Origin of the sequence: Acetobacter orleanensis (genome assembly GCF_001581005.1) — a bacterium.
Taxonomy (GTDB): domain Bacteria; phylum Pseudomonadota; class Alphaproteobacteria; order Acetobacterales; family Acetobacteraceae; genus Acetobacter; species Acetobacter orleanensis.
Genome location: NZ_LHZV01000055.1, coordinates 12,735 through 25,199, shown reverse-complemented (window position 1 = coordinate 25,199; position 12,465 = coordinate 12,735). Strand labels below are relative to the sequence as shown.

At 54.6% G+C, this 12,465-nt stretch carries 11 protein-coding genes; 7 read left to right on the top strand and 4 right to left on the bottom strand.

Features of this window, described 5'->3' with window-relative positions; translation table 11 throughout:
• Position 1 precedes the first annotated feature (1 nt).
• Both AD949_RS04860 and AD949_RS04855 read left to right on the top strand, forming a co-directional pair.
• Positions 2-934, top strand: a complete 933-nt coding sequence (locus tag AD949_RS04860) for a cation diffusion facilitator family transporter (protein WP_048835865.1) — start codon at positions 2-4, stop codon at positions 932-934.
• Positions 935-1,158: 224 nt separating this feature from the next.
• Entirely contained in the window at positions 1,159-2,538 is a 1,380-nt protein-coding gene (locus tag AD949_RS04855; protein ID WP_048835866.1) for a chloride channel protein, read from the top strand.
• 359 nt (positions 2,539-2,897) lie between these two features.
• Here the strand turns inward: AD949_RS04855 and AD949_RS04850 are convergent, their stop codons facing one another.
• Positions 2,898-4,775, bottom strand: a complete 1,878-nt coding sequence (locus AD949_RS04850) for a Hint domain-containing protein (protein ID WP_048835867.1) — start codon at positions 4,773-4,775, stop codon at positions 2,898-2,900.
• 197 nt (positions 4,776-4,972) lie between these two features.
• On the opposite strand from AD949_RS04850, the gene AD949_RS04845 reads away from it, so the two are divergent.
• The 3 genes from AD949_RS04845 to AD949_RS04835 all read left to right on the top strand — a co-directional run bounded on the left by AD949_RS04845 (position 4,973) and on the right by AD949_RS04835 (position 8,408).
• On the top strand, positions 4,973-5,965 hold the full coding sequence (locus AD949_RS04845; RefSeq protein WP_048835868.1) for a CobW family GTP-binding protein: 993 nt from the start codon (positions 4,973-4,975) through the stop codon (positions 5,963-5,965).
• Positions 5,962-7,014, top strand: a complete 1,053-nt coding sequence (locus tag AD949_RS04840) for a WD40 repeat domain-containing protein (protein ID WP_048835869.1) — start codon at positions 5,962-5,964, stop codon at positions 7,012-7,014. The genes AD949_RS04845 and AD949_RS04840 overlap by 4 nt, the downstream gene beginning before the upstream one ends.
• A gap of 107 nt (positions 7,015-7,121) precedes the next feature.
• Positions 7,122-8,408: an NAD(P)/FAD-dependent oxidoreductase gene (locus tag AD949_RS04835; protein WP_048835870.1), complete on the top strand. Its 1,287-nt coding sequence runs from the start codon at positions 7,122-7,124 to the stop codon at positions 8,406-8,408.
• An 84-nt stretch (positions 8,409-8,492) separates the two neighbouring features.
• Here the strand turns inward: AD949_RS04835 and AD949_RS14215 are convergent, their stop codons facing one another.
• Complete coding sequence (locus AD949_RS14215; protein WP_167334770.1) at positions 8,493-8,669, bottom strand: hypothetical protein; 177 nt, start codon at positions 8,667-8,669, stop codon at positions 8,493-8,495.
• A gap of 140 nt (positions 8,670-8,809) precedes the next feature.
• Positions 8,810-8,950: a hypothetical protein gene (locus tag AD949_RS14055; protein WP_156475919.1), complete on the bottom strand. Its 141-nt coding sequence runs from the start codon at positions 8,948-8,950 to the stop codon at positions 8,810-8,812.
• A 325-nt stretch (positions 8,951-9,275) separates the two neighbouring features.
• On the opposite strand from AD949_RS14055, the gene AD949_RS04830 reads away from it, so the two are divergent.
• Entirely contained in the window at positions 9,276-10,751 is a 1,476-nt protein-coding gene (locus AD949_RS04830; protein ID WP_082064716.1) for a glucosyltransferase domain-containing protein, read from the top strand.
• Between the two features lie 197 nt (positions 10,752-10,948).
• Positions 10,949-11,755: a hypothetical protein gene (locus AD949_RS04825; protein WP_048835872.1), complete on the top strand. Its 807-nt coding sequence runs from the start codon at positions 10,949-10,951 to the stop codon at positions 11,753-11,755.
• Positions 11,756-11,758: 3 nt separating this feature from the next.
• Here AD949_RS04825 and AD949_RS04820 read toward each other — a convergent pair whose 3' ends face one another.
• Positions 11,759-12,382 carry a DUF1826 domain-containing protein gene (locus AD949_RS04820; protein ID WP_048835873.1) on the bottom strand — a complete coding sequence of 208 codons (624 nt, stop codon included), beginning with the start codon at positions 12,380-12,382 and terminating at the stop codon, positions 11,759-11,761.
• Between the last annotated feature and the right edge of the window lie 83 nt (positions 12,383-12,465).

Below are 12,465 nucleotides of genomic sequence, written 5' to 3'. Positions count from 1 at the left end.
CATGAAACTCCCTCTGCCTGAAAGCAACAAAAGCATTGCTCTATGGAGTCTGGCCGTCAGTCTGGTCGCACTGGCGTTGAAATATGCCGCCTATGCCGCAAGTGGAAGCGTAGCGCTGTATTCTGATGCTGTGGAGACGATCATCAACGTCGTCTCCGCATTGGGTGGCCTTTGGGCGCTGAGCATTGCGGAACGTCCGGCAGACCACAACCACACCTACGGGCATAACAAGGCGGAATATCTCTCCGCCGTGGCGGAAGGCTCTCTGGTGCTGGTCACCGCTTTTGTCATCGGGCGGGAGGCGGTGGAAGGTCTGCTACACCCCCACCCCACTGGCGCGCCCTATCTTGGTATTTTGCTCAATGCCACCGCCACGGTGGTCAATCTGGTCTGGGGGCTTACCCTTGTTCAGGTTGGGCGCAGCCGTCGTTCCCCGGCGCTTCAGGCCGGGGGGCAGCATGTTCTGTCAGACGTGTGGACCGGCGCGGGGCTGGTGGTCGGTATGTTGCTGATCCCGCTGACAGGCTGGGTCTGGGTTGACGCCGCTCTTGCGGGGCTGATTGCCCTCAACGTGCTGCGGGTTGGCTGGGAGATGATGCGAGAGTCCATCGCAGGCTTGATGGATGCGGCCCCCGGCCCGGAAACGCTGGACGATATTCGCGATATTATTGCCACCAACGGCCGGGGGGCGATTGAGGCGCATGATATCCGCACACGCATTGTCGGCGCGGTGACTTTTCTGGAATTTCACCTCGTCGTGCCCGGCAGCATGACGGTGGAAGAAGCACACGACATCTGTGATAAGATTGAAGCAGCTCTGCGCGCCAGAATGGGCGATACGCTGGTGCACATCCATGTGGAGCCGGACAACATGGCCAAGCATGAAGGGATTGTGTTCTGGCCGCGTCCTCTGACCGAGTCCACCGCACGCTGAAAAACTGGGCTTGCTGGCGGCGTGTGATGCACACGCAACCCGAATGTCTGTTTTACGACAGGCTTTAAATCCAGAGGAGGCGTTCAGCGTCCCACCGCACGCATATTACTCTGGTCGGGTATGCATTTTATCAATACAGAGACCACATAAAACCAGACAATGCTTTCCTCGTTGGCAAGGCGTGTTAGAAGACCCCACCAGTTTTCAGCCGATCAGGATTGTTCATGTCTGCCAGCGTGCCCGTCACGTCCGCCCAGTTACGCCACTTACGTGATCAAGCCAAAGCCGGCACGGCCAACTGGCGCCGCAAGCTGATCTACTGGTCCGGCGCGGTCATGGTCGGTGTGGTGGCCGTCGCTTTTGCTGCTCTGGCCGATAAGGCGGCGGGGTTACGCAGCCAGATTATTGCTGTTAGCCCATGGCTGATGCTGATTGTCACCCCCGGCGGGCTGGCACTTTCCACGTGGCTCACACGGTCATGGTTCCGTGGGGCGCAGGGCAGCGGTATTCCACAAGCCATTGCCTGCCTGCATCTGAATGACCTGCGTATTGTTGATAAAGTCCTTGCGCTGAAAATCGCACTGGCCAAAATCTTCCTGACCTGCCTTGGGCTGCTGTGCGGCGGCTCCATCGGGCGAGAAGGCCCAACAGTGCAGGTTGGTGCTTCCATCATGCACACGGTTGGTCGCTTCATGGGGGTAAATGACCCCGTCAAACAGCGCGCATTGATTAAAGCCGGTGGGGCCGCAGGCGTTGCCGCCGCATTCAACACCCCACTGGCAGGCATTGTGTTCGGTATTGAAGAACTGGCCCATTCTTACGAACAACGCACCAGCGGCACCATGCTGACCTGCGTGGTCATTGCCGGTGTCACAGCCATCGCCATGGTAGGGAACTACACCTATTTCGGCCATACCAGTTCCGTGGTGCCCGTGGGCGCGAGCTGGCTGGCAGTGCTGACCTGCGGCATTCTGGGCGGCCTGAGCGGGGGGTCCTTTTCCGCCCTGCTCATCCGCATTTCACGCGGCGTTCCGGGCCGCGCAGGGGCCTTCATTGCGCGCAGGCCCATTCTATTCTCCGGCCTTTGCGGACTGGTTCTGGCCATTATCGGCCTACTGTCAGGCGGCATGACGTATGGCACAGGCTATGTGCAGGCGCGGGACATCATCATGGGGTCCGGGGATTATCCGGCCTCCTATTTCGTGCTGAAATTTCTGGCCACCATCGTCTCCTACTGCTCCGGTATTCCGGGCGGCCTTTTTGCGCCGTCTCTCTCCGTGGGGGCGGGCATGGGCGGCTGGGTCGCACAGTATCTGCCCCACACCTCACCCGGTGCCGTGGTTCTGCTGGGCACGGTCGCCTATTTTGCCGCGGTGACGCAAGCGCCCCTGACCGCCACTGTCATTGTTATGGAAATGTGTGACAACCAGCAGATTACGCTTGCCCTGCTGGCCAGCGCGTTTCTGGCGTTTGGCGTCTCCCGCGCCCTGTGCAGCCATGCGCTTTACGGCGCACTGGCTGTCCGCTTCCTGCGTTCTGCGGACCCACGTCCCGACAGTTCCACCTCTCCCAGCCCGGCCACGGATACAATGGGCCGGAGGTAAAAACACGCCTCAGCCCAGCCGGTCTCTCCAGCATTCCCGCAACAGACATGCACAACGCCCGCACCTGCTCCCGCCTACGCCCGGGATCATGCACACGCTGTAAAAGCGCAGCATATCACGCCCTTGTCGTTCAGACTTGGTGCTGACTATTTGCCTCCAAGAGTTTCAGAACAAACATCAAGGCTCGGTACATGACAAAGCCTGCGTTCCGAACAGGAGACGCAGGCTTGCTCAATGCCCACAGTAAACCACGGGCGGGCTATGATACGCCGCTAATCAGGACAAAATACCATGCCCTGACCACGCCCACATCCCCGCACTGGCAGACATGTGCAGTGGTCAGAACAGAGTTTAACGGATTAGCCCACGCTCAACCGAACAGCAGACGGTGCGCTGACCAGATATGGCCCACCTGCCAGAACCTCAACAAAAAGCAGCCCAAACGCTTCTGGTTGCCGTGCTCCCAGAGACAGACCAGCATTGCCGTTTGTCCAGCGTGCCGTCTGCCCGGCTTCTGCTTCGTGCCAGCCTGACCCGATAACCGTGCCCGTTGCAGGTTCCAGCAAGCGGCTTTCCGCAGCCCCTTCCTGCAATGCAATACGCCCGACCAGAACGCCCAGCTTGCGCCGGTCATCCACAAACGGACCAACCGTATCCACAGGGCGACTGATACGGGAGACAAGACGCACTGTCTGCACATGGGGCGGCACCATAAACACCACATGTCCCTTATGCATGCGCGCCTGACGCAGCACTTCGCCATTTTCTGTCACCAGATGCAGGTTCGCTTCTGATGTGAAAGCCGGAGCTTCCGCCTGCATTCCGACAGATACCTGCTGTGTTTCAGGTGCTGTGCCCTGCGCCGCCAGCGTTTCCGCCCGGAGAGCCAGACGCTGATAAAGCGGTTCCACTACCTCACGCGCGGTCACCAGCGGAGCCGCGGCATCCTTTGCCCAGCAGCGGGCCAGACCGGGCAGACGCACCACAGTACCCGCCTGCTGAAAGCTGCTGCGGTTGCCGGTATCCAGATAGCTTTCTGTTAGCGCGCCGTCCGCCATAATCACGGCATGCTGCGCGGTTTCCACATGGTAATAGGTGTAGGAGCGCATGCTCTGGTCATACGCAATGGTGCGGCCGTTCACGAGCATGCGGACGGGAACAAACTGCCCATCAAAATACAGGCAATGCTCTGACGTGATCAGGAGGTCCTTATTCGGGACACCTTCATCCAGAGCGCCTGCGCACACACGCACGGGCCAACCGGCCTCATCCAGCGGCAGGCCGGGGCGCACCTCCGCCTGCCGAGAGCCGACCCACACAACAGGTTGCGTAACAGCCTGACCATTTTCAAAAGTCAGCAGGCTATCGCCAACCTGAATGTCTTCAACTGCCACAACACCGCCCGGTGTGTGCAACTGGGTGCCTGCCAGAAAGCAGACGGACGCCACAGCTTCAATGCTCAGAGATGAACCATTGCTGGACACCGTCAACGGGCCGGCGCCAGTAGTAGAATATTTACCCGCAGCAAAACTCTGGCCCGCAATCGTCACATCTGCAATTTTCGCTCCGCTGGCATCAGAAACAGTAATAACCTGCGAGCCAGATGAATTTGAAATGCTATAAGTTGCCGGGGCAGCTTTTAGATTTTCAAAAGAGATAAAATCCTTTGCGGCATTGAAGCCGTTAATGGTGGTGGTGGATAGATCCAGAATAGTTCCACCGGCATTGGCGACAAAGTTACCGCCCCCCTTGCCAAAATTGATAGTCATGCCTGTCAACAGTCCAATCAGACCGTTACCGTTACTAAATGTTCCGCTGTTGGTCAGATTGATAACAGAACCAGAAAATGCCCCAACCAGCTGATTGTTCCCCAGCGTGGCGTTACCACCATCCACATTGACCGTCGTGGTGCTCAACCCGGACAGGCTCGTCGTAATCGTTGCCGTCCCACCCACATAGATGGTCATGCTACTCAGCGTATTGAATGCTATACTGATCTGTCCAGTCAGTGTCGCTGGAACGACGCAGATATTTCCCCCAATACCCAAAAAGCTTCCAACAGTGAGAGACTGGCCATTTTTCGCCACAACCTGCCCGACATCGAGGTTTCCGAGATTGGTTACCTTTCCATCCGGGTCCGTAATTTTTATAGAGTAGGAAGATGGGTTACCAAAAAAATCTGTACCGGAAACGGCAACAGAGTAGACAACCCCGGAATCTGTTTTATAGTCGGTCATATTTTAATCTTTCTTAAGAAAAGACTGCCACAACGCGACTCTGTTATTTAAATCAAAACTCTTAAATACTTCTTACTTCCGGAAAATAGTAAGGCAGAAAAATGGCCCGCCTTTATCGCGGCACGTTCTCTGGCCCTCCGCGCTCTGCCCCCCTATATAAAGAGGCACGAATGCAATCTTAACGGAGACCTTTCCTCATGTCTGACGCGCCCCTTTCTTCCGAGCCTGCGGATACACTGGTTCCCGTCACCGTGCTGACGGGCTTTCTGGGTGCGGGAAAAACCACGCTGCTCAACCATATTCTGACGGCGGAACATGGCCGCAAATATGCCGTAGTCATTAACGAGTTCGGTGAACTTGGCGTGGATAACGACCTCGTGGTCGATGCCGATGAAGAAGTGTTCGAGATGAACAACGGCTGCATTTGCTGCACCGTGCGGGGCGATTTGATTCGCATTCTTGGCAGCCTGATGAAGCGCCGAAACAAGTTTGACGGCATTATTATTGAAACCACCGGTCTGGCCGACCCCGCCCCCGTCGCGCAGACTTTTTTTGCCGATGAGGACGTCCGTTCAAAAACCCGACTGGACGCCGTGGTAACCGTAGTGGATGCGCTGAACTTCCTGCAAACGCTGAAGGAAAGCCCGGAAGCCTATCAGCAGATTGCCTTTGCGGATGTCATCATCCTCAACAAGACCGATCTGGTGGATGACGCACAGCTAAAAGCTGTGGAAGACGCCATTCGCAAAATTAACGCTTTCGCGCCCATCCACAAAGCACAGAAAGGCAATGTGAAGTTGACGGACGTGATGGATGTTGGCGGGTTTGATCTCCAGCGCACGCTATCCACCGTGCCGGATTTTCTGGAAAACACGCATCACCACCATGAGGAAGATGTGAACAGCATTTCCCTCACCATCAAAACCCCGCTGGATGCAGGCCGCTTCCAGATGTGGATTAGCGCGCTGTTGCAGGAAAAGGGGGCGGACATCCTGCGCACCAAAGGCATTCTGAATTTTGAAGGCCAGCCAGACCGCTTTGCGTTTCAGGCCGTGCACATGATGGCGGATGGCAACTCCATCGGCCCGTGGAGAGAGGGGGAAGCCAAAGAATCCCGCCTTGTCTTTATTGGCCGTAACCTCAACCGCCCCCAACTCCGCCGTGGGTTTGAAAGCTGCGCTGTATCATGAGCATTCCCAGCACTCTGCGTGGCCTGATTGAAAAGCGCGGCGCATCCCACACGGTTGAAGGCCATATTACCGCTTGCGCGGCCTCGCGCGACAATTTGCGTTTTGCTTTTACCACTGCGGAAGGAGACGTGATTGTTGCCCACCGGGCAGATCTGACCGAGCCTGCAAGCTGGGCCACCTATGCAGTGCATGATGGCGCGGCCCTCGCGCTGGCACCGGATACAGACCCCGGTGGCTTTCTGACCGGCGGGGATGATGGTCGCCTGTGCCGTCTGGACAGGCACGGAGAAATTGAGGAACTCAGCAAGACCCGCCGCTGGGTGGAGCATGTCGCCACCCATGTGGACGCTAAAGCAGCCTACATTGCCAGCGCTTCCGGCAAGCAGGTGGAACTACGTGATGGCCGGGGCGAAACGGTGCTGAAAACACTGGAGCACCCCTCTTCCGTGACCGGCATTGTGTTTGACAGCAAGGGCAAGCGCATTGCGGCCTCACACTATAACGGTGCCTCTGTCTGGTTCACGCAGCCTAAAAGCGAGAGCGTTCGCCCGCTTGAGTGGAAAGGCAGCCATACTGGCATTGCAATCCATCCGGGCGGTGAGGCGTTGATTACCTCCATGCAGGATAATGATCTGCATGGCTGGCGGCTATCGGATGGGCACAATATCCGCATGAGCGGCTATCCCTCCAAAGTAAAGTCCATGTCCTTCTCCCGAACCGGGAAATGGCTGGCCACCAGCGGAGCCGACGTTGTGGTCATGTGGCCTTTCTTTGGCGGCGGCCCTATGGGCAAACCCCCTGTGGAACTGCCGGGTATGGGCGGTGCGCTCTGCACCCGCGTAGCCTGTAACCCGGAGCAGGACATGCTGGCGGCAGGCTTTGCGGATGGATCCGTCATCCTTATTGAGCCAGAAACGCAGCGGGTTCTTCCAGTCTGCCTGCATAGTGGCAGTGCTGTCAGCGCATTGGCCTACAGCCCGGATGGTTGCCTGCTGGGCTTTGGCACGGAGGACGGGATGATCGGTCTTGTGGACCTCTCCGCAGGCTGAAACCGCCCTCGCACGGGTAAAGACATTTGCGTGACCTCAAGAGGCGGTGTGTTGCGCAGATCTGTTCCGCCGCCGATACTTGCGGAACACGGAAGGATAGTGACGTTATGAGTGATCGGTTTCGGTTGGTAATTGTAGGGGGCGGCATTGCTGGCCTGGCACTCGCCACTCGGTTGGGAAACAGCATGGGCCGCTCTGGCAAGCTGGACATCACCTTGGTGGATAAAGGGTTCAGCCATGTCTGGAAGCCCATGCTCCACTGTTTTGCCGCCGGTACCGCCCGCAATGAGAATGACCGCATTACCTTTATCTCCCATGCCGCCGGGCATGGATTCCGCTTCTGCTACGGAGAAATTTCCAATCTGGACCGTGCGGCCCGCAGGCTGACCCTCGCCCCGCTGACGGAGCAAGATGATGAGGAAGTCATTCTGGAAGAACGCTATCTGGACTATGACGCCCTGATTTTTGCCATTGGCAGCCGTGCGAATGATTTTGGTACACCGGGCGTGAAGGACCACTGCATTTTTCTGGATAATGTGGTGGAAGCCAACAACTTTAACGAAAATTTCCGGCATGCCATTTTGCAAGCCTACGGGCGTGGGACCCCGCTAGATATTGCTATTGTCGGTGGAGGGGCGACCGGCGTGCAGTTGGCGGCAGAACTACACAAGGCGCTGGACATCGGCTCTCTTTACAACTTTACGCCCACAACGCCGGAAATGCGCATCACCCTGCTGGAAGCCGGGCCGCGTATTCTGCCGTCCTTCCCGGACAATGTGTCTGAAGAAGCCCGGAAGCAGCTTGAAGCACTCAACATTTCCGTTCGCACCGGGGCCATGGTCAGCGGTGTGGATGAGAAAGGCTTTATCCTCAAGGATGGCTCCCGCGTGGATGCGCAGTTCCGTGTATGGGCAGCCGGCGTAAAAGCCCCGGACGTGACGCGGGATATGGATGGTCTGGAATGCGCGCGTGGCGGCCAGCTGGTTGTTAAACCCACCCTACAAACCACGCTGGATGACCGGATTTTTGCAGTCGGTGACTGCTCCTACATTGCAGAGAGCCCCCTGCCCCCCACCGCACAGGTTGCACGGCAGGAAGCCCACCATCTGGCAAAATATCTGCCGCAATGGGCTTTGAACCAGACACCCGTACCGCCCTTCAAATTCAACAACAAGGGCGCGATTGTAGCTCTGGGCAATTACAATGGCTGGGGTGCTTTTGCGGATGGCAAGACCTTTGGGGGGGGTGCGCTGCGCGGCCTGAGTGCTCGGCTTGGCCACACTGCCCTGTATCGGCAGCATCAGTTTGAGCTTTATGGCGTTACCCGCGGAGCCATTGCCTGCCTGACTGACTGGCTGGACCGCTTTGTCCGCCCCTCTGTGCGGATGGACTGACCGCACCTTTATGCATAAAAAACGCCCCTTGCGGTTTATGACCACAGGGGGCGTTTTTATGTCTGGCGTCTTGTGTCAAAAGCCTTACAGGTAACGGGCCGTGCCATCATTCAACTGGTTGATAAAAGAGTCACAGGTCATTTCCACAACCTCGCCTTTGGTATTTTTCAGGCGAACCTTGCAGTCTCCATCATTCATAGTGCCCAGCATTTCATAGCGCGTGCCAGCAATTTCGACGGTCTTATTGGTTTTTGCAGTCATGGGTCTTTCCTTTCAGGAAAAATACATTTTCAAAAACATCCATTCCGTACCTATGCAACCTGCCACCCGACCAGTTTGCTTTCAGCTTTCCACGACACCCCAACACTCAGCACGCCAGTGGCCATGCTAAGCATAAGGTTCTATCCAGCGCAGCCCGGCACCACATAACCCGAAACACTCTCCGCCTTTTCGTAGCCCCCAATACTGGGCAGCCATCGTGGCCCTTCTGCGCTCTGAAGAGCCTCCTCAGTTTTGCGTTTACCGCCCTTGATCTGGATCAATTTTCTGCATCCTTATGCCGCGCAACAGCAATGCATGCATCATATGCAACCCAGCATAATAAGTGTGGAAAATCCTTTTTATTTTTTACAAAATTATGAAATTTTTCTTGCCCAGAGAATGAAATCGATCTCGTGGCCCTTATTGCCCACAACCAAATGTACTATTTCCTCGAATAATATCCTTAAATAACAACGGGATATACTCCCATGACCACGCACCGCATGTCCAGAATCGGTTTCTGTCAGCACAGGTTCCTACTTTTCTTTTTATGATATAGGAGACCTCTCAAAATAGCTTTCTATATTATAAAATGGACTTTTTAAAATGATATTTAAAAATTTACAGCAGTCAAAACCCCTATTTTTTATTTTCTTTTTCTATATTTTATTTTGTCTTCCTATATTTTTATCTAATTCTTATTACAATGATGATAATATGAGAGCGCTATACGGAGCAACATGGAGCAAAAACGGCCGTATACTCTCAACTATCTTAATGAACCTGCTCGATTTACGGCTTGGAAATATTCTGGACCTATCTCCTTTGGGTCAAATACTGGGCTTTCTGGTTCTTGCATTTGCCGCTGTACGCTTTACGCAGAGAGTCACACACTCTCCACAGCCAGATTTATTTGCCTTATCACTGTGTGGGTTGCCGCTCGCAGTGCAGCCGTTTTTCCTGCAAAATCTGTCTTATAAATTCGATGCTTTACCAATGCTCATGTCTCAGGCACTGGCTGTTTTTGCCTGTGTTTTACCTATTCAGTGGTCGTCAAAACAAAAATTTGCCGTCTGCTTTGCGCTGTTAATGGGGGTGATGAGCTTCTATCAAACCGGGGTCAATACGTTTCTTGCCCTGTCGTTGCTCATTTTTCTATGTGATTACCAGCATGAACATAATGCCACGGCATGGGGTGACCTCGGCGTAAAAATAGTCGCCTTTATTGCCTCTGCTCTTGTCTATAAAGACTTTATTATTCCTGCCACCATCCATGGCACATTTGAGCACCATCTAGCAGTGACGCTGGATTTACGGACGCTCCCATTCCACGCATTTGCGGAAAATATGACCAATATTTTGGCTCTAGTATCCGTGTTGCTAACACAGGGAGCCAGACCACTCTTACTTGGCTTATATGGCGTAGCCGCACTCGGTGCGTTTGTAACGGGCTTTCACTATTTTCGTAAAAAAAATCTATCTGATTTTTGCGCTGGCGTGTTATTCTTACTTGCTCCCTTTACACTCTTACTACTTTTATCAGGAATGCTTCTAATTCTGAAAAACGTTGAATTTGTACCTCGTATTTTGACCTCTTTTTCCGCCTGCATCATTTTTACAAATCTCTTCTTTTTAAAGCCCGGTTTACAAAAAATTCGCTGGATCGCGCTGACACCGCTTTTTTATTTTTATGTGATTGCCTACAGCTACGGTAATCTGCTTGCTGAAAATGCAAGATTTGAACTATTCCACATACAGCGTATTGCCTCTGCATTGGACGATGCAGGTTTTCATTCTGGCGACACCCTCTTTCTCTACGGCGATGAACCCCTTTCTCCCATTGTCGCAAATGCCGTTAAAGCCATGCCACTTTTAGCTCTTCTTAAACCCGATAAGGCTATCCATGGTGAGTCATATTTTGGGTATGCAATTTTAAAAAGCCGTGGAATTGAAAGCATCGAGCATACGGCGCAAACCCAGTCCGAGGCCCAAGGCTGCATGACCCAAAACAATCAGATACATGCGGCAACTGATTTTACAATCTTTCGTATTAATCGAGTTTTTTGTGTAAAAGAACAGTAATAAACTCCGTCATGATGCGTTTATCTGGAGTTTACCTCATGAAGGCGAAAAACCTCTCTGTATTCTTTCCATCCCGCCGTCCGCCCGGTTTTCGTGCGATGCGCCCACAAAACCCTATCCGTGCATATTGAGATTGCCCTGATAGTTTTTTACGCTCAGTCTGCATAAGACTTCAGCCCCACCAGAAGGACCGGATTATGACGCGGATGCCCTCAGGATTGCTGGCTCTTGCCTTGCTCAGTCTGCCACTTGCCCCGGTGATTACCAACGCGGCACCGCCCTCTGCTGCGGCAACCTCCGCAGCGGCATCGCCCGAACGGCCCGTGCCGGACAATTATCGCCTGCTAGGCACACTGGGTCCCTACCCCATCGGGGCTACCCTCTCGGTTCTGCCGAACCAGAGCCTATCAGGCGCACATTATTTCTATATGAACAAACTGGTGGATATTCCACTCTCCGGCCAGTTTACTGGCGAGCAGCTGACGCTGAGCGAACCCGGTGGCGGACACTTCACCCTGCATCTTGAAGCAAAAGACAAGAAGGCGCCTCATCCCCTAACCTTACAGACATCCACAGCGTTAGTGGGAACATGGACCAACAGTGCAAAAACCTACCCTGTCACCCTCACTCTGAGCGCCATAGACAGCGGTGCTCCCGGCACCCAGTATCAAGACGTAACCAATGCATCTCCAGCAGCATTTGAAGCCATGGTGCAACGCTTCCTGCACAGTGTACTCAGTGGCGACAAGGCAGAAACAGCAAAACTGATCTCATGGCCTCTGCGGTTTAACGGAGATCACCCTCTCACCCTGAAAACACCGCAGGACCTATTTGCCTCATGGTCCCACATTTTCACGCCCTGTATGCGCACCCACCTGCAAAACTCTGTGCCGCATGACATGTTCGTCCATAATAGCCTTGCCATGGTTGATGGTGGCACGGTCTGGTTTGATGCGAATGGTGCCACGGCTATCAACAGTGTGACCTGCCCGCATCACCCCTGACAATCAGGCTCGCACAACCTGCCGCTGCTCATCCGACATCCCGCATGCCTGTGGCGCATCCACTGTAAGCAATAGCCGTGTGGTCGGCGTTGGGAGTGAAGAGAGTGGCGGTGAGCGGTGCTGCACCGCGCCTTCGGGTTGCCAACCGGGGTAGCAACCCCCTTTGAGTAACGCCACCGTTCCTGCATCGGCCTGATGCACAACAGCGTTCTCTCCCGCGTTCGCCAGACGCCACTGCACTCCCGGCCCCACATACGTACACAACAGCCGCAGAACGACATGGTCAACATGAAAGCGACGGCAACTATCGTGAGTAATGCGCTCCAGCCGGAAACGCACCGCTTCCATCTCCGTTGCCGCGCAATAGTGCTCCACAAGCGCGAGCGCATCCTCCAGTAGAACACGGGTTGCGCCGGTAAAGAGGGACGTGAGTTCCTGCCGCAGGGCAGACGGCGTGCCCGCTGTTAAAATCAGTGCCGGACCATTTTCCAGATAGATCCGAGCCGCGTTGTCCAACGCCTGCCCCAGACCACGGGCTGCAAGCGCAATATGGCAGTCTGGGCGGGAAATAGCGTGAAAAGCTGCGTCTGGCGTTGAATGAGAAAAGGGCGAAGGGAGAGGCTGCATGGGCTTTCGCTTTCTAGTTTTTTATTGTTATGATATAACGTATCAAATACATAACCGGAACCCTCTTCCGAAGGAAAAAGCAC